This window comes from Hymenobacter metallicola, from assembly GCF_004745645.1.
GTDB lineage: Bacteria > Bacteroidota > Bacteroidia > Cytophagales > Hymenobacteraceae > Hymenobacter > Hymenobacter metallicola.
On record NZ_SRMB01000008.1, the window covers coordinates 15,748 to 38,409 of the forward strand.

The 22,662-nt window shown below is 59.4% G+C and carries 13 protein-coding genes; 4 read left to right on the forward strand and 9 right to left on the reverse strand.

The genetic code is table 11. The annotated features are described in order from the left end of the window. Nucleotides 1-234 precede the first annotated feature (234 nt). The 9 genes from E5K02_RS24555 to E5K02_RS24595 form a co-directional block, all read right to left on the reverse strand. Entirely contained in the window at nucleotides 235-1,938 is a 1,704-nt protein-coding gene (locus E5K02_RS24555) for a DUF5060 domain-containing protein (RefSeq protein WP_135399067.1), read from the reverse strand. A 54-nt stretch (nucleotides 1,939-1,992) separates the two neighbouring features. Beyond that, a complete protein-coding gene (locus E5K02_RS24560) occupies nucleotides 1,993-2,955 on the reverse strand; it encodes a glycoside hydrolase family 26 protein (protein WP_135399069.1) in 963 nt (320 codons plus the stop codon). Between the two features lie 74 nt (nucleotides 2,956-3,029). Beyond that, nucleotides 3,030-3,902 (reverse strand): hypothetical protein, encoded by an 873-nt coding sequence (locus E5K02_RS24565; RefSeq protein WP_135399071.1) that lies wholly within the window; start codon nucleotides 3,900-3,902, stop codon nucleotides 3,030-3,032. A 185-nt stretch (nucleotides 3,903-4,087) separates the two neighbouring features. After that, a complete protein-coding gene (locus E5K02_RS24570; protein ID WP_135399073.1) occupies nucleotides 4,088-5,560 on the reverse strand; it encodes a RagB/SusD family nutrient uptake outer membrane protein in 1,473 nt (490 codons plus the stop codon). 23 nt (nucleotides 5,561-5,583) lie between these two features. Then, on the reverse strand, nucleotides 5,584-8,604 hold the full coding sequence (locus E5K02_RS24575; RefSeq protein WP_135399075.1) for a SusC/RagA family TonB-linked outer membrane protein: 3,021 nt from the start codon (nucleotides 8,602-8,604) through the stop codon (nucleotides 5,584-5,586). Nucleotides 8,605-9,162: 558 nt separating this feature from the next. After that, a complete protein-coding gene (locus E5K02_RS24580) occupies nucleotides 9,163-10,416 on the reverse strand; it encodes an AGE family epimerase/isomerase (protein WP_135399077.1) in 1,254 nt (417 codons plus the stop codon). Beyond that, nucleotides 10,413-11,636, reverse strand: coding sequence for a glycoside hydrolase family 130 protein (locus tag E5K02_RS24585; protein ID WP_135399079.1), 1,224 nt, complete (start codon nucleotides 11,634-11,636; stop codon nucleotides 10,413-10,415). The genes E5K02_RS24580 and E5K02_RS24585 overlap by 4 nt, the downstream gene beginning before the upstream one ends. Before the next feature lie 95 nt (nucleotides 11,637-11,731). Beyond that, the gene (locus E5K02_RS24590; protein WP_135399081.1) at nucleotides 11,732-13,414 is read right to left on the reverse strand and encodes a glycosyl hydrolase; all 1,683 of its coding nucleotides are present in this window, start codon (nucleotides 13,412-13,414) and stop codon (nucleotides 11,732-11,734) included. Between the two features lie 157 nt (nucleotides 13,415-13,571). Continuing rightward, the gene (locus tag E5K02_RS24595; RefSeq protein WP_135399083.1) at nucleotides 13,572-15,404 is read right to left on the reverse strand and encodes a sodium:solute symporter family protein; all 1,833 of its coding nucleotides are present in this window, start codon (nucleotides 15,402-15,404) and stop codon (nucleotides 13,572-13,574) included. Between the two features lie 268 nt (nucleotides 15,405-15,672). Between E5K02_RS24595 and E5K02_RS24600 the strand changes: the two genes are divergently transcribed. The 4 genes from E5K02_RS24600 to E5K02_RS24615 all read left to right on the forward strand — a co-directional run bounded on the left by E5K02_RS24600 (nucleotide 15,673) and on the right by E5K02_RS24615 (nucleotide 22,501). Then, entirely contained in the window at nucleotides 15,673-16,548 is an 876-nt protein-coding gene (locus tag E5K02_RS24600) for a helix-turn-helix domain-containing protein (protein ID WP_135399085.1), read from the forward strand. Nucleotides 16,549-16,975: 427 nt separating this feature from the next. Next, a complete protein-coding gene (locus E5K02_RS24605; RefSeq protein WP_135399087.1) occupies nucleotides 16,976-18,625 on the forward strand; it encodes a glycosyl hydrolase in 1,650 nt (549 codons plus the stop codon). 28 nt (nucleotides 18,626-18,653) lie between these two features. Further along, nucleotides 18,654-21,275, forward strand: coding sequence for an SGNH/GDSL hydrolase family protein (locus E5K02_RS24610; RefSeq protein ID WP_135399089.1), 2,622 nt, complete (start codon nucleotides 18,654-18,656; stop codon nucleotides 21,273-21,275). Nucleotides 21,276-21,481: 206 nt separating this feature from the next. Next, the gene (locus E5K02_RS24615; protein ID WP_135399091.1) at nucleotides 21,482-22,501 is read left to right on the forward strand and encodes a hypothetical protein; all 1,020 of its coding nucleotides are present in this window, start codon (nucleotides 21,482-21,484) and stop codon (nucleotides 22,499-22,501) included. The last annotated feature ends 161 nt before the right edge of the window (nucleotides 22,502-22,662 follow it).

Sequence of the window (22,662 nt, forward strand, 5' to 3'; positions counted from 1 at the left end):
GTCGTCCAGTTCCGTCGGGGCACCGTACAGGCGCTAGTGTCCGGGGAAGCGTGGCCTGGTCCTGCGGCCGGGCCAGGCCATAGTTAAGCTTGGGCTGCTGCCCGTGGGCGGCGGGTTGTTGCAGCAACAGGCCCGCCCCAATCCCCGCGAGCAGCCAACCCAAGCGAAGCCGGCGGCTCTCCAACGCCAGCTTACTATCGTAGAAAGAAATCGTCCATCTGTTCATGCCATTACTCACAAAGGCTGCGCTTTGCCTCCGGCCGTGATGATGAGCACCCGCTCCTGCTGCGGCCCCAGGGTGAGGGCGGGCAGGGTAACTCGTTGGTCGTTTCGCCCCAGGCCAGTCAGCTTCTGGTACTGCCGGGTGGCGGGGTCGAAGGACTGGGCAGCCAGCTTTTTGGTCCCGGCGGCAGGGAAAACGGCAGCCGTGGAAACCGGTGCGGCGGTGTTGTTAAGCAGGTACACGAAGTAGGTGTTGCCGCAGCGCAGGCCGAAGCTCTGCACCACGTCGCTGCTCACGTCGAACGGTTCAAATTCACCGTGGCCGGCGGCCAGCATCCGGGCGCTGATTTCGCGCACGCTCCGGAAGTAGGGCGTCATCTGCTGGTCGTCGAAGAGCTCCCACCACCACGTCATCGGCAGCACGGGCGTGGGGCTGAACAAGCCGTACCAGAGCCCGCGCCGGTAGTCGTAATTAAAGCCGTCCTTGTAGGCCGGGTTAGCATCTTCCCAGCGGTAGCCGAACTCGCCCACCACGTAGGGCTTGCCGAAAGTCTGGATGTAGTCTGGGTAGATGGCCGGGATTTTCTCGGTGTGCTTGTAGATGTGCTTCTGGTTAAAATCGAAGTAGGGCACCGAGTTCATGCCCACGATGTCGCGGTGCGAAATGCTGGTGGTGACGAGGTGCTGGTAGGGGTCAATGTCCTTGAGGTAGCGGCTCATCTCGGCGTGCCAGTGCGTCACGGCCGCGTGCGGAATCAGCAGGCTGTCCTGCTGGGTGTACACGGCATTATCGACCTCGTTGAAGAATTCCCAGGCGGCGATGTTGGGGCTGTAGCCCCAGCGGGCCACGATGTAGCGCAGCTTGTTCTTATACTTCTGCTGCGCGGCGGGCAGCGTAAAAAACTCGGTAGGCGTGCGGGCCGGGCCGCCGTTGGCCTGGTTGTAGGGGCTGTTGCGCCAGCCGCCTTTTTCCATCAGGTGGCCGTGCCAATCGAGGGTGAGCATGAAGTACAGGCCCAGCGAATCGGTGAGCTGCACCAACTCGTCCATGCGCTTAATGGCCCCTGGGTGGAAATAGTCGTTGGAATTGACGTAGCGCTTGGTGGAGCTGACCTTTTGCCATTCGAGCGGCAGGTTCCAGTAGCACATCCAGGTGCGGAAGAAGTTGGCTCCGTTCCTGGCCAGCGTGGGCAGCAGGTAGTCGTAGGTGAACTTCTGGTCCTCGAACGAGCGGGATTCCCAGGCCACGTTCTCCCCGATTCCGCGGAACAATTCGCCGTTGTCAAATCGAAAGGTGTACAGGTCGTTCTTGTGCAGAAAGCCCGGCTTCTTGCCCGCCACTACTGTGAAAGGGCTGGCCGCCGATTCCTCGGTGCCCGCCTTGCTGGTCAGCCGGAAAAAGCCGGTGTACGTCCCCAGCATCTGCGGGGCAAACCGCACCTTCCAGCGCGAGAGCGGCGCGGTGTTCTGCTCGCAGTAGCCGGGCACCACCACCGGCAGCCCGTTCGGCGCGGTCAGTACCAAGTCCAGGCTCACCTCTTCCTGTTTGTACGGGTTTTTGAATACCGAATTGAGCGTAATGTCCCACTCGGCCTTCTCGTACTCGCGCACCGGCGCGGTGGTCAACTTTGCCGAACTGATGATTTTTTGCGCGTAGCTCGCCGGGGCTGCCAGCCATGCCAGCATCCCAAGGAGGAGCCCTTTCCAGTTGTTCATAGCTATTGTGTAGCGGGTTAGGTATTCGTGCGCCGCTGGGTTACCTCACCCTGGCTACCACTTCGGCAGCTCATCCCGCGTCAGCACCTGCGGCGCGTTGTAAATGCGCTTGATTGCCTCAACGGAATTCTTTTCCTGCACCAGCTCGGCCCAGCTCATGAAAAACGTCCAGCGGGGCTGCGCGGCCAGGATTTCCGGCGTGGGCAGGGTGGCGCACTCGCCGATGGCCATGGGCTTCGAGCCCACGATGGGCCGGATGTAGTCGTACCACGATTTGTCGTAGCCCTGGTCGTACACGTCGAAGGCAAAAACGTCCCAGTAAGCTTCGCCGGGGTTGTACTGGGCGAAGTCGCGGCTCATGTCCTGCATGTCCCACACCCAGATGAGGTTGGTCAGGCCCTTGGTTTTCTGCAGGTAGTCGTGGGTGATTTGGTAGAGGCGGGCGGTGCCGTTCGGGCCGGGCCGGCCGCCCCACCAGAACTTGCCCTGGTTCATCTCGTGCAGGGGCCGGAACATCACCTCCACGTGCTTGTCTTTCAGATACTGCAGGTACACGGCGATGCCGTCCATGCGAGCTTTCCAAGCCTTGTTCAGCGGGGTGCCATCGGTGATGAGCTCCTGCCACTGCGCATCGGTGAGCAGCTGGTTGAGCAGGCCGGGGTCCCAGCCGCAGGGCTCGCCGGGGCCGGGCGGGCAGGCGTGCCACATGATGTTCACCACGGCGCCCTTGCGGTACTGCTTGCGCGCCTGCTTTATCATCTTCCAGCGGTTATCAATATTTTCCTGCTGAAACAGGAAGTCGCCGCTCCACAGCGCCGGGTACTTGCCGGTGGTTTTATAAATGAAATCTGTCCACTTCGTCGGCTCAGCGTTGGGCTCTTTGTTATGCTGACCGGCCAGGGTTTTGGTGCCCGAAATGCTGTTCAGAAAAGGCAGCACCTTGGTAGACTGGGCGGCGGCGCTGGTCGAGAAAAGTACCGCAGCCCCTAGGAAGTACGTAAGAAAGGAAGAAGCCATGCCAGTAAGAAAACAGGAGCGGCTCCCGAGATGCACCGGAGCCGCTCCTGGAAGATGAGGTAAGGAAAAAGCACCTATTTGCGCAGGGTATACCAGTAGGTTTTGGCACCGCCGAGCTCCTTTTTACCGCCGTCGCCATTCCAGTCGATGTCGTAAGGCTGCACGTTAAACGGCATTTTCAGCGAGCGTTTGTCGGCGCTGAATTCCAGCGCTACGGTTTTAGTCTGAGTCGTGCCAGGGTTGAAGGTGATGGTATTGTCGGCGAAGTTGCGCAGCCAAGTTCCCTGGTTGCGGGGGAGCCGGCGAAACTTATAGTTGTAGTCGGTCGTGTTGTACATGAAGTTGGCAAACTGTCCATCGGGGCCTGCCTGATGGTTATAGGTGCCGGTGAGCATTCCATCGGCTGTGACGCCAGTTACAGCGAAGGTCAAGGTATTATCCAGTTCCTTACTGGCATCGGGAATGTTGCTAGCCAACGCCTTGGTGCCATTCCAGCCCCAGCTTTCGCCTTCCCCGATGAAGTATTGAAATTGCAGATTGGTCACCGACCAGGTACCATCCAAATCCGACACGTAGTCCTTGATTTCCACCGTCCACTGCCGGGTTTCGCCCGATTGGGAGGTGACGTTGTAGGTGCGAGTCCGGTTGGTGCCCGAAAAATCGGTGGGTACGCCCGAGGCAGGGCTAACTTCAGCGTGGTATGAGGTTTCGATGCGGGGCGTTACCTTGGTCAGATCCGTATTGGGCACCACGTACACCACCACTTTACCCGTTTCAGCAGTGCGGGTAATTTCGGCTACGCCAATTTGACCCTGAGCTAGCGCGAAGCCGGTGATGGCGCGCTCATGGCTGACTATGTCCTCGAAAGGATCTTGTTGGCAGCTATTAAGGGAGCTGAGGCTGGTTAGTGCGCCCACGCTCAGGAGAAAGATTTTCTGAAATTTCATGAGAATTGGTGGGTTTTTAGGAGGGAGAAAGGCCATGCGGATCACTACCCGCGCGGCCGTCCTACAGAGGCAGGCGAAGCCACTTCTCCCCTGCCTCGTTGCAGCGATTGAATTTCTTCTGCGGAGGAAGAGCGGCTTCGCCTGTACTCAGCTGGACATTCCTGCCAAGTCATTTTCGTCCCGTTTTAGAGTAACGCATTCAGGTCAACCTCACGGGTCGGGATGGGGAAGTAGTAGGCGTCGCCGGTGATGGTTTTGCCGTACTGACGCACCAGAATTTCCTCCATCTTGTGGGTGCGGCGCAGGTCAAATAGCCGGTTGGCTTCAAAGCACAGCTCCCAGGACCGCTCTTGGATAACGGCGTCACGGAAGGCTGTAGCGCTCAGGCCCGGCGTGAGCGGTGCAATGCCCGCCCGCGAGCGGATGCGGTTGATTGCCGTGTAGCCATCGGCCGTAGGGCCACAGGCTTCGGCGTAGAGCAGCAACACGTCGGAGTAGCGCAGTACGGGCGTGTTAGCGCTGGTTTGCTCGCCTACTTGCTGGGGGTCGAGGTACTTGCGGGTGAAGGGGCGGCTGTAGTCAGTGATGCCCAATGTGCGCGTGGCGGTGCCCACTTTCACGGTGTTGGGAATAAGGTCGATTTTGCGCTTGTCGGCTGGGTCGAAGCTGTTGTAGAGCGCCCCTTCGGTGAGGAAGTGGTTGTAGCCCGATTTCACGCTGGTGCCGTCGCTGAGCGTGAATGTGGCCCCGTCGATGTAAGGTATAAACATCAGCGGCAGCTTCGAGTAGTTGCCCTCGGAGAGGCCGGTGCGGTCCACGGTCACGTCGAAGATGTGCTCGGGACCAGCCTTTTTGGTCACGTCGAAAATGTCCTTCAGGTTGGCGTCAAGACCGTAGCCGGTGGCGGTGAGGGCACTATTGGCCATGGTTTTGGCTTCGGCGTAGAGGCTGGCGGCGTCGGTCACGAAGTCGTAGCCGGGCGTGCCGGTCAGCTTGGCCGAGGCTAGGGTAGCATCTACCTTGGCCAGCAGGCCCCAGGCAGCTACGCGGTTGGCGCGGCCGTCGCGGCGGGTCAGGTCGGTGAGGGCGATGCTTTGCTTAAGGTCGCTGGTAATCAGGTTGTAGATGTCCTGAATGGACGCCTTGGCCGCGTCGGTCTGACCAAGCGAAGTGACGGGCGCGGTGCGCAGTGGTGCCGAGCCAAATAGCCGTACAATGTTGAAGTAGTGCAGCGCCCGCAGGAAATAAGCTTCGCCCACCAGCTGGTTGCGGTTGGTTTCGCTCATGTTACTGATACCGGGAACGTTGGCAATCACAGCATTGGCGCGGTTCACGCCGATGTAGGCGTAGCGCCACGTAGTAGTCAGGTCCACGTTATCGGCGCGCACAGCTAGCTTGTCGAACTCGAAGTTACCGGCCCCGGCGTCGGGCTTGAGAGTGATGTTCTCGGTGGGCAGCTCGGTGACGGTGATGAAGCCACGCGAGTAGTACTCAATCTCGGGCAGGATGGCGTAAGCGTAGATGAGCGCCGCGTTGGCATCGGCTTCGGTTTTGTAGAAGTTGCCCTGCGATACGAAGCCGTAGGGGTCTTCCTGGAGCGAGCAGCCGGCCGACAGTAACAGCGCCCCGGCCAGACCTAATTGTTGGAGAAGTTTCATGGTGGGAATGAGAATGCCGGTGATTAGATGCCAATGTTCAAGCCCAGCGAGAAGGCGCGGGGACGCGGGTACGAGCCGTACTGCTGGCCGTTGGCCGGCACCTCGGGGTCGAAGCCCTTGTGGAATTTGGTGAAGGTGTAGAGGTTGTTGCCGGAGAAGTAAATCCGCAGCGTCTCCACGTGCTTGATGAGGTTGGACTTGAAGTTGTAGCCCAGCGTCAGGTTCTGCACGCGCAGGAAAGAGCCATCGGTCACGAACCAGTCGGAGCCGTAGTAGGCGCGGTTTGAGTTCACGCTGGGAAAGTCGTTGGTGGGGTTGTCGGGCGTCCAGCGCTGGAGCTGGCGGCTGGGCGAGAACTTGCGGAAGTCAAACACGTCGTTGCCCTGCACCCCGTAGAGCTGGGCCGAGAGGTCGAAGCCCTTGGCGCGCAGCGTGGTGTTGAAGCTGTAGAGGAACTTGGGGTTGGGGTTGCCGATGATGGTGCGGTCGTTGTCGTCCACCTTGCCGTCGCCGTTCAGGTCCACGTACTTCAGCTCGCCGGGCTTGGCCATGTCGCCGGTCAGGCCGGTGGCCGCTCCCTCGGCGGTGCTCTGAATCACGCCGTTGGTTTTGTAGCCGTAGAACACGTTGATGGGCTGGCCCACGATGTAGGCGTTGAGCGGGGCGCGTAGCATTTCGATGTTGGCGCCGTTCCACACAAACTGGTCGGTACCCATGCTGATGAGCTTGTTGCGATTCACGGTCAGGTTGCCGCCCACCGTCCACTGCACCACCGGCGTGCGCAGCACTTCGGCGCTCATCCCCAGCTCGATGCCCTTGTTTTCAATCACGCCGTCGTTCACCCACACCCGGTCGTAGCCCGACGACGGCGTGATGTAGGTCTGGCGCAGCAAGTCGCGGGTGCGCTTGTAGTACACGTCCACGCTGGCCGTGAAGCGCTGGTCGAGGAAGCCCAAATCCAGGCCGGCGTCGAGCTGCGAGGTGGTTTCCCACTTCAAATCGGGGTTCGGCACGCCTTCCCAGATTTTGTTGTAGCCGTCGTAGCCGAAGGTGCCCGGCCCGAAGCCGGTCTGGAAGTCGCCGCCGGTGTAGTAGCGGGCCGAGCCCAGGCGGTCGAGTGTCTGGTAGGGGCTGATGCCTTGGTTGCCGGTCAGGCCGTAGCTCAGGCGCACTTTGGCTTCCGAGATGGTCGGAATATCTTTCATGAAGGCTTCTTCCTGCAGCTTCCAGGCCACGGCGGCCGAGGGGAAGAAGGCCCACTTGTTGTTCGCGCCGAACTTCGACGAGCCATCGGCCCGGCCGGTGAAGGTGAACAGGTAGCGTTCGAGCAGCGAGTAGTTCAGGCGGCCGATGTAGGAGTTGAGCAGCGACTTGCTTAGGCCGTTGGTAGTGTACTGCGTCTTGGCGGTGCCCAGGTTCTGATTGGCCAGCACGTCGTTGATGAAGCCGCGGCCTTCCAGGTAGGAAGTGCGCGAGTTGAACGTCTGGGTGGTGTAGCCAGCCACTGCGTTGAAGCTGTGAATACCCACCGACTTGTTGAACGTGAAGTAGTTCTCGTTCAGAATCTCGTTGCCGTTGTAGTTGTTGATGGTGCCGAAGCCGTTGTACAGGTAGCCGGTGTTGGTGATGTTACGCGGCTGGTAGTTGTCGTCCACCGCGTTGCCGAACTTGTCGCTGATTTGGGTGCGGAAATTCAGCCACTTCGTGAGGTCCCAGCTCACGTAGAGCGTGCCCAGCACGTCGAAGCCCTTGCTGGTATTGGTCACCTCCTTCTGGTAGGCAATGGGGTTGCCGAAGTCGCGTGGGCCAATCTGGAAGTAGGTCCCGTCGGGGTTGTACACCGGGAACACCGGGTTGCGGTCGGCCGAGAGGCCGCCGCCCACGCGCTGGGTGTGGGTCATAATCAGGTTCACGCCCGCGCTCAGATTATCGAACAGCTTCTGGTCGAGGTTCAGGCGGCCATTGTAGCGGTTGTACACGTTGCCGATGTTCAGCCCTTCTTCGCGGTAGTAGTTGCCCGACACCGAGAACTTGGTGCGCTCGTTGCCGCCGTTGGCCGTGAGCGTGTGGGTTTGGGAAAATGCGTTGCGGTACACCAAATCGGGCCAATAGGTGCGGTAGGGCCACTTCGGCTTGCTGGGGTCAGTGCCCTTCAGCTCGGCCACCGAGGGGTAGTAGGTGCCCAGGTAGGTCTGGCCGGTGTAGAGCAGCGGCAGGCCAGCGTTGCCGCGCGCCTCGTTGTCGATGATGGCCACGTCTACCGGGTCCGACCACACGTCGAGCTTACTGGGCAGGGTCGAAATCGTGTTCAGCGTGCTCAGCGTGATGCTGGTTTTGCCCGCTTTGCCCTTCTTGGTCGTCACCAGAATCACGCCGTTGGCCCCGCGCGAGCCGTAGATGGCCGCCGAAGAAGCATCCTTCAGCACCTCAATGCTGGCAATATCGTCGGGGTTAATCTGCTTAAGGTTGCCGGCGTCGCCCCACGGAAAGCCGTCCACCACCAGCAACGGGCTGTTCGAGCCGTTGATGGAGCTGGAGCCACGAATGCGGATAGTAGCGCCCGCGCCCGGCTCGCCGGAGGGCACAATCACCTGCACGCCGGCCACCTTGCCTTGCAGCAGCTGGTCGACCGACGAGGCGGGCGTCTTGTTCAGCTCGCTGCCTTTCAGCGTGCCCACCGAGCCGGTGAGGTCGCTCTTGGCCACCGAGCCGTAGCCCACCACCACCACTTCTTCCAGGCTCTTGCTGTCTACCTTGAGGTTGCCGTCGATGGTGGTTTTGCCGTTCACCGGCGTTTCCCAGCTCTGGTAGCCTATAAAGGAAAAAGTGAGCATCGCGTCGGGCGAGGGCACCGTGATGGAGTAGGAGCCATCGGCCTGTGAGGAAGTACCCGTGGTAGTACCCTTTACCAGCACCGTCACGCCCGGCAGACCATCGCCGGAGGCGCCGTCGCGCACCACACCGCGCACCGTCAGGGCCTGGGCCCAGCTCAGCGTCGGGGCAAGCACCGCACAGAGCCATAGCAGGAGTATTTTTTGTCTCATAAACGTGTGTTCAAAGAGTGGGTAAAAAGGTGGGAGTTTGAGCGAAGCACTCTGGCGGGCAGACGAAAAGCACGTCCCGAAAGAATGGTAGTAACACACTTGGTATAGCGCACATCCAGTGGCAGAACAGCAATCGTTTGCAGGAGCAAAAGGCCAGATTTTACGCAGTACCACTGCCCTAGCTGCTATTCTATTTGCGTACTACAAACTTAATCTACACAGCCCGTTAGCAATGATACTTTTTTAGCAAAGCATTATCCTATTCAGCACTTTATCAGGCGCACCAGGGCTTTTAGGCGATGGGTTGTCCGTTTCGGACTGCTACTTGAAACGAAATCAGCTAAGGGAAATGCACGAGCCAAATGGCCTTTTGTTTACCAGCAGACATATGTTCGTTAACCAAGCAGAGCATTTGAACTATTGAACAAGATGGTATCAGCCAACATTTTACCTATGTTGCTGCCCACTTTTACCAGTCTTACAGACGCAGCCTGGACGATATGCACGCCCTTACTGCTACCTCACGCCAGCAGCACTCTCCTACCTGAAGCTGACGGGTTAGAAGACCGGCTTTGACGGCGTAACGGAGAGTAATTGATTTTTACACCGACGGCTCACTTCCAGACAGGCGCGAGCATTGTGGTAGGGGCATTTCCAAAAGCCGACTTTGTCCTGGTCATGCATTGGCTGGTAGTCGTCATAGACGCCCCAGCGCCACTCGCCGGCTTCGAAATCCAGTAAGTGCTGTTGGGCAAATTGCCAAGCCTGGTAGGAGCGGTGTAGCATAGCGGTGTCATGCGTCTGCTCGTAGGCGTGCAGGAAGCCAACCATCGCCTCGGCGCTTACCCACCATTCGCGGTGAGTATCAATATGGGCGGTGGCTCGATTCAACTCGTGGGGCAGACTGCCATCGGGTAGCACGGCGGTAGCCGCCGCCTGGGCCAAGCGCTGGGCCGTGGCGTTTACCTGGGCCAGCAGCGCGGCATCATCTAGGGCAGCAGCGGCTTCGGGTAGCAGCCAGGCTGCCTCGATGTCATGGCCGTAGGAAACCAAGTCTGCCACCGGCGTCCAGTCGCGGGCAAAGAATAAGTGCAGGTGGCCCGTTTTTGCATCCACTATACGGGTTTCAAACACGAACAGCAGGTGGCGCAGCCGCTCGGCCAACCGTGCGTCGGGCCATCCGTGGTAGAGGTTGGCGTAAGCTTCCAGAATATGCAGGTGCGTATTCATGGTTTTGGGGGCATTCTGGTCCTTGTTGCTCAGGCGTAAGTCGTCGAGCAGCTCGCCCGTTTGCGTGAAAGCTTCGAAATAGCCGCCCAGCTCCACATCGTAGCTGTGCGCTTCGATCCACTCGAAAAGCTGCTGGCTAGCCTGCAGCGCCCGTGGCTCGCGCGTGGCATGGTAGTACTCGCTCAGCCCGTACATGGCAAAGGCCAAGGCGTACACCTGCTGGCGAGTATCACGGGGGCGCCCGTGCGCGTCCAGGAGCCAATACAGTCCACCATGCTCGGTATTCATAAAATGCGTGAGCAGATAGTCGTAGGCCCGGGTGGCGGCAGCCAGGTAATCGGGGCGCCCGGTGTGGCGATACAGGGCCGAGAACGTCCATAGGATGCGGGCATTCAGGATGCTCCCTTTGTCGGCGTTGCCATCCGGTTGACCCTGGCTGTTTATGCGGCCGATAAAGCCGCCCCGGCCTTCGTCTATGGCTTTGGTCAGCCAGAAGTTGGCAATGCGGGCCAGCTCGGTCTCCATATCCTGCTGGTAGGCTGCCAGCAGGTCCGTCAGGGGTGCAGTAGCGGGGGCACTCATGCGCCCACGCCGTTGTACGACAGCGCCTTATCAGATTGCATCTCCTGGGCAAAAGCCTGGTTGGCGTCAATCAGCGCGTTGATTTGCCGCACCGAGGCCGCGGAGGAATACTCGTCGGCGGGCGTGTGCAACACGTAATCCATCAGCTGGTCGACCGTGGATGTGGCTACGTGCATGCGCGTGTCCGACGAGGCGTAGTAGATGAAGACCGTGCCATCCTCGTCCAGGATCCAGCCGTTGCTGAAGGCCACGTTCGATACGTCGCCAACCCGCTCCTCCCCTTCTGGCGCGATGAAATAGCCCCCGGGCTTGTGCAGCAGCTTGTCTGGTTGGGTTAAGTCGGTCAGGAACAGATACAGCACGTAGCGCAGGCCGGCAGCGGTGTTGCGTACGCCGTGGGCCAGGTGCAGCCAGCCGTGGGCGGTTTTGATGGGCGCGGGCCCCTGCCCGTTTTTGGCCTCGTACACGGTGTGGTACTGCTTGCCATCGACAATCCACTCGCGGCTCACCACGGCATTTTCCATCGAATCCGTCAGGCCGAAACCGATGCCGCCGCCCGCGCCGGCTTCGATGAAGCTGTCCTGGGGCCGGGTGTAGAGGGCATATTTGCCCTGCACGAACTCGGGGTGCAACACCACGTTGCGCTGCTGGGCCGAGGGCGTTTTCAGATCCGGCAGCCGCTCCCAGGTAATCAGGTCGTGGGTGCGGGCGATGCCGCACTGCGCCACGGCCGACGACTCATCGCCGGGCCGGGCCGCAGGGTCCTTGCGCTCGGTGCAGAACAGGCCATAAATCCAGCCATCCTCATGCCGGGTCACGCGCATATCGTACACGTTCGTGTCGGGCTCCGCCGTTTCCGGCATCGTGATGGGCCGTTCCCAAAACACAAAGTTATCGACCCCGTTGGGGCTCTCGGCCACGGCGAAAAACGACTTGCGGTCAAGGCCTTCCACGCGGGCAACCAGTAGGTAGCGCCCATCGAGCTTAATAGCCCCGGCATTGAATACGGCGTTGATACCCAGGCGCTCCATCAGGTACGGATTGGTTGCCGGGTTCAGGTCGTAGCGCCAGGCGAGCGGGGCGTGCTGGGCCGTTAGGGCGGGGTATTGGTACCGGTCGTAGATACCATTGCCGAGTGCCTGTTTGGTATTAGATCGGGTAAGCAGCGCAGCATGTTGCGCCTGGAGGTCGTGCTGGCGGTGGCGAAAGTTGTTTCCCATCAGATAAGGTCAGACTAAGTAGTAGTGGCGAAAAGGTGGAAAGCGGCGCTTGGGCTACGCGCCGCCTGGGTGGCCTGCTTACAGCCCACGCTGCATTATTGCTTGATGAATTTGATGGTATGGGCCATGCCCCGGTATTGCGCCCGCAGTAGATACAAGCCGGCCGGTAAATCAGCCGTGGGCAGGGTTTGGGTAGCGCTGCGCACGGTGTAAGTACCAAGTTGCTGCCCCTGGCTGCTGAGTACCATGAGATGCGTGCCCACTGGCCAGTTGGGGCCCAGCGCTACGGTGAGGGTGCCGGCCGCCGGGTTGGGGTAGGCGTGCAGGCTGTGGGCAGCAGTGGCAGCAGTTGTAGACGTTACTAAACTACCGTAGGCTTCCAGCTCGCGGATGGAATAGCCGTAGCTGGTGCCCCGGGCCGTGCCCAGCACTTTCACGTAGCGTCCCGCCACGTTCAGATTGGGGTGGTCGTTGTGCAGGGCGGAGTTGGCGCTGACGGTCACGGCCGTGGTCCAGTTCACATTATCCGGCGACACCTGAATCTGATAATCGCGCCCGTAGGCATTTTCCCACACCACGTTGAAGCGGTTTAGGTTGTAGTTCGCTCCCAGGTCCACTACGAGCTGTTGCGGGTCGGCGTAGGCAGATGACCAGCGCGTGGTCCGGTCACCATCCACGGCCAGGCTGGCTACGTTGCCTTGCCCCTGCTCCGTGGATGATACCGTTACCGGCCGGTTCAACGCCAGGTTGCCGGCCGACGGATTGGGTAGGCCCCAGCCCGGCATCTCGTCGCGGGTTAGCACATTCGGCGCCGTGTAAAGCGCGAGCAGCTGGGCGGACGTGTTTTGCGAAAACACCAGTTCTGACCATCCCATGAAGTAGGTCCAGAGGGGCTGAGCCCGCAGAGCAGCGGGGGTAGGCAGCACGCCGGTTTCGCCGATGGCAATGGGCTTACCGGCCGCCACGCTCAACATAGCATTATACTTGGCTGGGGTCAGGCCGTCACCGTTGTAGAAGTCCAGCGAGGCCACATCGAAATAGCCGGCACCGGGACTATAGGAGTTCACGTCGCTGGGCAGCGTGGGAAAGTCCTGAATATTCCAGACCCAAATAATATTGGTCAGGCCACGCGTGCCTTGGAGGTAGTCGTGGGTAATCTGGTAGAGCTTGGCCGAGCCATTTGGCCCCGGCCGGCCGCCCCACCAGAAAACCGGTTGGTTGGTTTCGTGCAGGGGCCGAAACGCTACTTCCACGCCCCGGCTTTGCAAGTACTGGAAGTAGGGCACCAGCTCATCAAGCCAGGCTTTCCAGCGGTTGTTGAGCACGGTACCGTTGGTGGTTAAGCTGGTCCAGTCGGCGTCCGACATCGTGCTCTTGACGCCCGTGTCAAACGAGCATGGCGACACATTCTGGGCTGGGTTGCAGGCGTGCCAGGTCAGGGTGACGAACGCCCCGCGCTGCCACTGCTTTTCCGCCTCGTAAATCATCTGCCAGCGGTCGGGGTAGCTGTTGAACAGAAAGTCGCCGCCCCACAGCCCCGCGACCTTGCCCGTCACAAACTCCAGCTCGTCGGTATAGTACGTGGGCGAATTCAGCGGCTCCTTATTGTGCATACCGCCGATGGTCGAGGTACCCCGGATGGTGTAGAGGTAGTTGAGCGACCTAAAGGGCGTTTGGGCCGCGGCTGCGCCGGGCAGCAGCAAGGCTAGGCCCAATACGGGCTGCCGCAGGTGCTGCCCGCAAGCGGTCAGCAGGTTTCGGAACGAGAAGGACATCATGGGTGGGATTGGAAGAGGTGCGGCAAGCGGTAATCAAATTTCGCCGGTAGCGGATGGGGGCGGTAATGATTTTTTACCGTTGTGTGGTACTGATGTGGCACCGAAAGGCGGTCTGAAGGAGCCTACCAGCTACCGTCAGAGACGACTGTCTCCGGGCTTAATCATCCCCCAACCGCTCCCACCACGTCTTTTTCAGCACGGCTCCTACAGCCACCAGAATCACGACCGTCACAAGGAGCGGCACGTGCTGAGAGAGCAGCAAATACATCGGCAGAATCGTGAGGCAGAGCTGCGCGATGATACCCAGCACAATATTGAACATGTTGCGCCCGAAGTTGCGATTGGGCTGAAAGGCCGGGTCTTCGGCCTGCACGGCTGTCAGCACCGGGCCCCAGAAACCCCACGGCCGCACGGTTTTGTAGAAGGTGTGGAGCACTTTCGCTTCTGTAGGCGGGGCCAGGTACGTGCCCAGGACCGAGCCCGCCAACGAGATGCCGAACAGCAGCGGGAACCAGTACAGCAGGTTGCCAGCCGGAATCAGGACCCCAAAAATCATGGCGGCCACGATGCCGGTGAGCATGCCTACAGCGAAGCCTGTAGCATTGAAACGCCACCAGTGCCATTTCAGTACGTTGGAGGCCACGTAGCCCCCGTAGAGTGCCGACACGATGAACTGCAGTACCGTGTTTACGTCCTTGGCAATAAAGCCCAGGGCGACGCCCACCGCTACTACTACCACGCCCACCAGGTAGTTCATCGAGATGATGCGGCTGGTGCTGGCCTGCGGGTTAATGTACTTGAGGTAGATGTCGTTAACGACGTAGGCCTGCGCCGCATTCACCGTGCCGCTGAACGTGCCCATAAAGGCGCCGAGCAACCCGGTTAGTACTAGTCCCATCAGCCCGACCGGCAGGAAGTTATTGATGGTCAGTGGCAGAATACGCTCGAAGTCGATGGTGCCATCGGGCGCTTTTAAGTTCATCTGCTGGTAGTAGAGCAGGCCCAGCACGGTAAGGCCAATGATGAGCGAGTAGCGGATAGGCAGCAGGATGATGGATACGAAGCCGCTCATTTTGCTGGCATCCTCGGGCGAGCGGGTCGAGAGAATTTTCTGCATGTCGTAGTTCGGCGCGGGGCCCGCCAGCGAAGCAAACACGCCCTTAAAGGCCATCATCATAAAGAACACCCCGAACAGCGAGTAGCCGTCGCTGGAAATCTTGCTGTTCACTTCCGGGATGATGCGCTGCCAGTCGAGCCCCAGCCGCCAGCCGAAAAAGGGATTGAACCACCCCTCGGGCACGGCCAATTGCTTGCCCTGCAGGTTGAGGTAGGCAATGGTGGCAATGGCAAAGCAGGCCACCGTCATGATGGCGTATTTAATTAAGTCGCCGAGCACGATGCTGTGCATACCGCCCACGATGGAATAAAACATGGCAAAGAGCGTGAACACAACACCATACACGTGCGGCACATACTGCGGGGCCACGTCGAAGGGCACGTAGCCCTTCACCAATTCCCAGGGGATGAAAATCTCCATGAACTTGCCCAGCCCCACGAAACCGTAGGCCAGGAAGCCCAGGCAGCTGAGCAGCGCGAAGGCAATGACCACCTGGTGGGAGGCTCCTACGCCGGGCCCCTTCTGCCCGAAGCGGGTGGCCAGCCACTCAGCCCCGGTACTGGCGCCCGAACGGCGTAGCCAGCGCGAGAGGTACATCATCAGAAATACCTGGTTGAACACCGGCCACAGCCACGGAATCCAGATGCTTTTCATCCCATACACGAAGCACAGGCTCACCATCCACATTGTCCCGCTGATGTCGAACATATCGGAGGCGTCGCTCAGGCCTAGCTTGTACCAGGGCAGCGTGCGGCCGCCCAGCATGTAGCTATCCTTGTCGAGACTAGCCTTTTTGCGGTAATAGAGGCCGATGAACACCGTAGCCAGCAGGTAGGCCGCAATAATGAGAAGGTCGAGTAGATGAAGACGCATAAGCGCTGGATGGGAATGGCTACGGCAGCCCTAAGGCAAGGCCAAAGGCAGATAGCTGGCGGGAGAGATAAGTGCTAGCAAAAGTATTCTCGTCTTCGTTGCTTTTAGTAATGATATTTTATCGTTCTCTTGACAAAATGAAACAATAGGTTATTTCCTCTGTATCATTTTACTTCCTTTTATAGCCCTGTTGCATACTTTCGTTTTATCAAAGACTCCTAGGGCATAGATACTATCTTGTCACAAAGCTTACCTCTGCCGTCCACTCATGCAGCACACTATCATGCGGGAAATTACCCCGCTCACCCAAAACGATTGTTTTATGCTCTTCTCGCGGGTGAAGAAGGAATTCTCCTTTCCGCTGCATTGCCACGAAGAGTTTGAGTTGAACCTGATTTTGAATGCGCCTGGTGCCAAACGCATCGTGGGCGACCATGTCGAGGTAATTGAGGACCAGGAACTGGTACTTATCGGCTCAAACCTGAACCATGCTTGGTTTACGCATCAGTGCGTGAGCGAGGAAATTCAGGAGCTGACCATCCAGTTTCACAAAGACCTGCTCGACGAAAAGTTTCTGCGCCGTAATCAGCTTAGCTTTATTCAGAAGATGCTGGAAAATGCCCAGCGCGGCATCCTGTTTTCCCGCGAAGTCACCAGCCAGATTCGGGAGCGGATTCTGGGTCTGGAACACAAGGTCGGCTTCGATTCGGTGCTGGAGCTGCTTTCCATTTTGCATGACTTATCTACCTCGCGCAACATGCGCGTGCTATCTGATTCGTCCTTTACCGCCGAGCGTCCGCAGGCCAACAGCCGCCGTATCGAGAAGGTCTTCGAGTACCTGAACACCTATTACAGCCGCCCCATCACGCTGGCGGAAGTGGCTAAAATCGCCAACATGCCGGAGGTGTCGTTCAGCCGCTTTATCAAGAAGCGCACCGGCACTACCTTCATCGACAGCCTCAACGAAATTCGCCTCGGCCACGCCTCCCGCATGCTGATCGACACCACCCACAGCGTGGCCGAAATAGCCTATAAATGCGGCTTTAACAACATCTCTAACTTTAACCGCATTTTCAAAAAGCGGAAAAAGTGCACGCCCAAGGAATTTCGCCAGAGCTTCTCGGGTACGCGGCTGTTTATTTAAAGTCCGACCAGATTATACCTGGTGGGGAAACAACTATAAGGACTTGAATGGCAAGCCCGGAGGCCTAAAACCCGCGCTGTTGTTTTCCGATTTTATCCTTCTTTGATTCTATTTTATCCATCTGCTTGCCCGGCAGATTTTTCTGTTTTTCTTACCAGCACCACTTCCCGCTACCCTCCCGCTGCAACAGCTGTCAGCGAGTCAGCAACGGGGTAGTCGCTGAAATTCGGTAGCGGTTACGCTCCACTCGCAGGGCGCTGGCCCGCCGCTGCTTCGTGGCTTTTCGACAAGCCGCCGCTTTGCTTCTGAATGCTTTTCGCCCCACCCTCACCGGGGCCGAAACTCTCTGCTTTTCGCCGCCGGCTTCGCCTGGCTGAATGCTTCCGCACGTCCCCTATCCACTAAACCCCACCACCTCACCATGAAAATGACTACGCGTATTCTAGCCCTTTGCACGGGGCTGCTCTGCTCGTCGGCGGCTACGGCTCAAACCAGCTACAAGAGCCTCAACTACCTCTACGGTATCTCGGGCACCAAAACGGCCTCCGGCATGCACAACCGGGAGCCCAACTCGGCCCCAGCCACCTGGACCAATCAGATAAACGCCACGACCGGCAAATATCCCGCGCTCTGGAGCGGCGACTTTCTGTTTGCCAGCGCCGACGTAGCCAACCGCCAGACGATGATCAATGAAGCCAAAGCCCAATGGGCCTCGGGTGCGCTGATCAATATCATGTTCCATGCCTGCCCGCCCACCCAGGCCGAGCCCTGCGCCTGGGAAGGCGGGGTAAAAAGCACCCTGACCAACGCGCAGTGGACCGAACTGATCACCAATGGCACGACGCTCAACAACAACTGGAAAGCCCGCCTCGACGTCATTGCCGGCTACTTGCAGGACTTGAAAAACAACGGGGTGGAAGTCTATTTCCGGCCCCTGCACGAAATGAACCAGGGCATTTTCTGGTGGGCCGGGCGGCCCGGCCCCAATGGTACCGCCCGGCTCTTTCAGATTACGCGCGACTACCTGCGCAATACCAAGGGCCTGACGAACCTGATCTGGGTGTGGGACCTGCAGGATTTCAGCAGCCTCTCGTCGGACTTGGCCAACTACAATCCCGGCAGCAGCTACTGGGACGTACTGGCCATGGATATGTACTACAGCGACGGCCAGGGTTACACCACGGCCAAGTACAATGCCATGGTGAATGCGGCGGGCGGCAAGCCGATTGCCATTGGTGAATGCGAGGTGCTCCCGTCGCCGGCGTTGCTGACCGCTCAGCCGAAGTGGGGCTTCTTTATGGGCTGGTCAGAGCTGGTGTACAATTCCAATTCGACGGCCACTATTCAAAACACCTTCTGGGCCAGCAACGTGGTAGTCCGCGACGAGATGCCGGGCTGGAACGCGCCCAACATCGCCTACCAGCGTCCGGTCTCGGTCACGTCGGCCTACAACGGCACCAACACCGGCGCTATGGCCGTGGATGCCAATGGCACCACCCGCTGGGAAAGTGCCTACGCCAACAACCAATCCATTACCGTCGACCTGGGCGCTACTTACACTATTAACCGGGTGCGCCTGGCCTGGGAAGCGGCCTACGCCAAAGACTATCAGGTGCAGGTATCCACGAACGGCACCACCTGGACTACTATTAAGGACGTGTGGGGCAAAACTTCCGCCGCGGCCGACAACTATACCGGCCTGAATGCCAGTGCCCGCTACGTGAAGGTGTACTGCATCAACCGTGCTACCGCCTACGGCTTCTCACTGTATGAATTTGAGGTATACGGCACCGCCGCCGGGGCCCGCACTGCCCTGGCAGCTCAGCCGGATGCCCAAGCTGGCGAAGTAGCGGTGTTCCCCAATCCGGCCAACGACAACGTGACCGTGCGGCTGGCACAATACGGCGCGGGTGGCAGCCAGCTCACGCTCCGCAACGGGCAAGGAAAAGTTCTATTCAGCGTACCAGTACAGGGGGCTGAGCACACGCTGGAGTTAGCCCTCTATCCGGCCGGCATGTACCTGCTTACGCTTTCCAATGCGTCGGGCCAGGTAACGCGCAAAATCACGAAAGAGTAGCCGGCGCTGACATTCTGAGTATACACGCATGAAAAAACTTCTATTTCTCGCTCTGGGCTTGCTGCTGCTCGATAAGACGCAGGCCCAGACGGTGCGCTCCGTTCTGGCTGATTTTGGCCCGAATGACGGTACCAACGGCGCTATCACGCCCAGCCCTGACATCAATGGCAACTATTGGAATAACATCCTGAACCTGACGGGTGTGGTCGATACCTTCCGGCTGGTAGACAAGGCCAACCAGCCCACTGGCGTCAAGCTGAAGGTGGGGGCCAACTTCCAGACCAATGGCATTCTCAACGGGGGCTTGCTGGCTCCCAGCCCCGCGCTGTTGGGCGAATATGCCATTGCCACGGCCACGCAGGACTATTTCTTTCTGCAAAACGCCGCCACACTCCGCTTCAGCGGCCTCGACCGTAACAAGCGCTACGTGTTTCACCTTTTTGGCAGCCGCGAACTAGCCACCGAAGTGCGCACCACACAATACCGGTTCACGGCCAGCAATGTATCGAGCGTACGTCTGACCACCAGCGGCCCCAACGTGGGCGCCAACGGCTACGCGGGCAACAACAACACCCTGGCCCACTCCGATACTCTCACGGCCGACGCCAATGGCGTTATCAGCCTGGAAGTGAGTCGCACGGCCGGGACCTACGCTTTCCTTAACCTGCTGCGGCTCGACATCGTCACTGGCCGGAGCACGCCCACCGTCAACTACGTCTTTCAGAATCCCGGCTTCGAGCTGGGCAATCTAAATTTCTGGACGCCCATGGCCCAGGGCACCGGTGCTGCAGCCACTGTTACTACCATTACTCGGCACGCCGGCAGCTACGCAGCCCAGCTCACGGGCGGCAGCTTAGGGCTGGAGCAGCAAATCAGCTACCGCAATACAACGGGTGCTAACGCCTATAAGCTGAGCGGCTACTTCTACAACCCGAGCACCAGCGCGCTACGGGGCAGCCAGACCGCGCATCTGGAACTGCTCTACTACAACAGCGGCGGGGCACTGCTCGGCCGGTTCAATTCTGACTCCCTGGTGGCCACGTCGACTACCAACGTCTGGACGAAGTTGGAAGCCGCGGGCTCTATTCCGGCGGGCACTGCCTTCGTCAAGGGCAAGGCGGTCTGGCGCAACGCTACCGGGGCAGCGGGCAGCGTGTATTTCGACGACTTGCTGCTCGAAAACTACGTGCCGCAAAATCCGCTCAAGCTGGTGTATATGGGCTCGTCGGTGCCCTTCGGTCAGGGTGCCACCAGCAACTATGGCTACACCGCCATGTATTCGGCTCTGCTGGCGCAGCGGGCTGCGGCTGGCACCGGCCAGCCCTGGGTTACGGCCAACATCAGTGTCCCCGGCAACAACACAGTGGACGTGCTGAACCGCTTCGATGCCGATCTGCTGCCGCAGGGAAGCAAATACGTGGTATTTGCCCTTGCCTTGGGCAACGAAGGTATACTTACTGGTGGTCAACCCATTTTCAACCAGTTCCGCACCAACCTGCTCCAACTCATTCAGCGGGCGCGGGCCAACGGCTTGGTGCCGATTATCACCAACGGCTATACCCGCAACGACTATGGCCCCACCGAATATACCTTCACCCGCCAGATGAATGCCCTGATTCACGGCTGGAACGTGCCCAGCGTGAACCTGCTCGGGGCCGTGGACGACGGCGCCGGCCGTTGGGCTTCCGGGTACTGGACTGATGCGCTGCACCCCAACGACCGGGGCCATGCAGAAATGTCCCGTACCCTGGTGCCTTCGCTCTTTGATGCCCTGCATGCCAGCAAGCCCCAGCCTACCCGCCGCGTCAGCAGCGGCATTACCCTTACCACTACCGCCGTCGCGTCCGCTCAGCTTGTCCGATTGGTGCCCGAAGAAGTGGTGCATCCCTTTACTACGGCCATTCGGTTCAAGACCAGTACGACGGGCCAACTGGTTGCAATCCGCGACAGCGCGGGCTTAGCGGCTGGTACTTTGCGCGTGGGCACTGGTGGCATAGTCGTGTACCAATCAGCCAAAGGCCGCACCATCACGGGAACCGTGCCGGTAACCAATAACCGCTGGCACAAGCTGGTGCTCACGCACTATTACGCCCGTGGGGCCACCATGCTCTACGTGGATAGCGTACGTGAAGGCAGCGTGGCTGAACGCCTGCGTCCCACCCGGCTCGAAATCGGCGGCAACGCAGCCCCGGCCCGCGTGCAGTACCGCGACTGGCTGTTCTACCGCTCAGGTATGAACCAGGACGAAGTGCTGGCCTTGGCGGCCGATTCATTGCTGAAGTCAAGCCTTGAAATCTACGCGCCGCTCGACAGCCGCCGCATAGCCGCGCCCGACTCGCTTGCCAATCTGGCCCAGAGCCTAAACACGCTGGCACGAGTAGGCAGCCCGTTAGCCATTCGTGTGAGTAGCCTCACTAAGCAAGTGAACATCTACCCAACGGTTACCGCTGACAATGTGTACATCGACGCTCCCCTAGAGTTGGATAGGTCGGCTGTAATCGTGTATGATGTAACCGGTCGAGTGGTGTTGACTACACGCTTGAATCAGGGGCATTTCAGTGTGGCATCGTTGCCCGCCGGCCTGTACTTAGCAGCTTTCTCGCTTCAGGGCCAAGTCGTTTACAAACGCTTGATAAAGGCGGATTTATAAAGTAGTACTTCTAATAGTGTTGGTGATGTGCTGAAATTAAAAACGGTTTCAGCAGCCAATTGTGTGTTTATAAAAATGGTCGTTTAAGCAGGCCCTTGTGTTGCGCCGCAACTGCTCTTCCATGTCCAGTGCCGCCTTAACGCACCAGGCCTGCATCGTTTGGCCTTCGTTTTTTGCCCCGAGCCTTCCCAGCACGTATACCGGCTATGCTTCGCCGTTTTCTTCTCGACCCCGACCGCAGTGGCCTGTTCTATCTGCTGCTCTTTATCGCCCTGATCGCCGCAGCTCTCTTTGTCGATCATGCCTTTGACGCGCACTACTCCGTCATCGGCAGTGTGGCCTCCTTCCTGGGCCTGTTCACGGCCTTTCAGAGCTGGAAAGCGGCGCACGAGGCCTCACGCAATGCTGACCAGGCCCTGGCTCAGATGCAGCAGGTCACCCGCGACACCCAGGCCCTGGCCCAGTCCAACCATCTGATTGATCAACAAATCCGGCTGGCTGTCACCACCATCAGCGACGCGACCCGCGAGCTGCACAAGGGCTACCAGCCGGTGCTGGCTGAGGTGGCCGAGTTTCTGGAAAAGGCGGCCGGCAGTGAGTACTTGGCCATTATGACGGATACAGCCGCCATCGGCAAGTTTTTCCTCGGCTGCCAGCCCCACCAGCCTCACCGCGACCTGCATGCCCTCACTGACCGTATCCACGAGCTGCTGCTGGAGCGGGTGCGCGACGCTCGGGAGTTCTACTTGGCCTCCCTGGTGGCTGAAGCCCAGCCCAGCTGTTTTCCCCCGACTGGGGAGGCCAATAGTCTGTACACCCATTTTGCCTCCCCCATGTGGCAGCACCTCCGACCCGGCGAGCCCCTACCCGAGCAGGACTGGGACCGGCACCGGCGCGTGCACGGTGCCACGTTGCGCCAGGTGGAGGAAACCTTTGAGCTGTTTTCCGAGCATGCGGCGCAAAAAGCCGCCGGGCTCGGGCCGCACCTGCCCCTGTCGGTACTGCCGCTGCAGCTCTTTATCCGCGTGGATGTGGAAGCGCCCGAGCCGTTCCGCGCCCTGGTCATCTTTGTGGGACAGTATAACCTCAACCGCCTCTCGGAGGCCCGGGCCATGCACACGGCCGATCCGGAGCTGGTCCGTACCTTTCTGAGCATGTTTGAGTCAATCACCAGGCTTGATGGCCACGCCGGCTACCAGCAGCTGCGCCAACAGTGGCCCCTGTAAAAAAGGTGGCTAGTTCTTGGCAGGGGCCCTCTCCGCTGGTCTTGCGCGGCTTGCTGCTACCTAGGATCTGCGCTTGCCCGGCACTAGAGGCATCGTCGAAAACCACTTCCTCATTGAATGTTACCTTTCGTGCGGCCTTCCAGAAGCCTAGCCAACTATGT

Bases quoted from the DNA above. Each gene is read 5' to 3' on its own strand.
- E5K02_RS24595 (WP_135399083.1), bottom strand. From the start codon at position 15,404: ATGCGTCTTCATCTACTCGACCTTCTCATTATTGCGGCCTACCTGCTG.
- E5K02_RS24555 (WP_135399067.1), bottom strand. From the start codon at position 1,938: ATGAACAACTGGAAAGGGCTCCTCCTTGGGATGCTGGCATGGCTGGCA.
- E5K02_RS24605 (WP_135399087.1), top strand. From the start codon at position 16,976: ATGACTACGCGTATTCTAGCCCTTTGCACGGGGCTGCTCTGCTCGTCG.
- E5K02_RS24570 (WP_135399073.1), bottom strand. From the start codon at position 5,560: ATGAAACTTCTCCAACAATTAGGTCTGGCCGGGGCGCTGTTACTGTCG.
- E5K02_RS24585 (WP_135399079.1), bottom strand. From the start codon at position 11,636: ATGGGAAACAACTTTCGCCACCGCCAGCACGACCTCCAGGCGCAACAT.
- E5K02_RS24600 (WP_135399085.1), top strand. From the start codon at position 15,673: ATGCAGCACACTATCATGCGGGAAATTACCCCGCTCACCCAAAACGAT.
- E5K02_RS24590 (WP_135399081.1), bottom strand. From the start codon at position 13,414: ATGATGTCCTTCTCGTTCCGAAACCTGCTGACCGCTTGCGGGCAGCAC.
- E5K02_RS24560 (WP_135399069.1), bottom strand. From the start codon at position 2,955: ATGGCTTCTTCCTTTCTTACGTACTTCCTAGGGGCTGCGGTACTTTTC.
- E5K02_RS24575 (WP_135399075.1), bottom strand. From the start codon at position 8,604: ATGAGACAAAAAATACTCCTGCTATGGCTCTGTGCGGTGCTTGCCCCG.
- E5K02_RS24580 (WP_135399077.1), bottom strand. From the start codon at position 10,416: ATGAGTGCCCCCGCTACTGCACCCCTGACGGACCTGCTGGCAGCCTAC.
- E5K02_RS24615 (WP_135399091.1), top strand. From the start codon at position 21,482: ATGCTTCGCCGTTTTCTTCTCGACCCCGACCGCAGTGGCCTGTTCTAT.
- E5K02_RS24565 (WP_135399071.1), bottom strand. From the start codon at position 3,902: ATGAAATTTCAGAAAATCTTTCTCCTGAGCGTGGGCGCACTAACCAGC.
- E5K02_RS24610 (WP_135399089.1), top strand. From the start codon at position 18,654: ATGAAAAAACTTCTATTTCTCGCTCTGGGCTTGCTGCTGCTCGATAAG.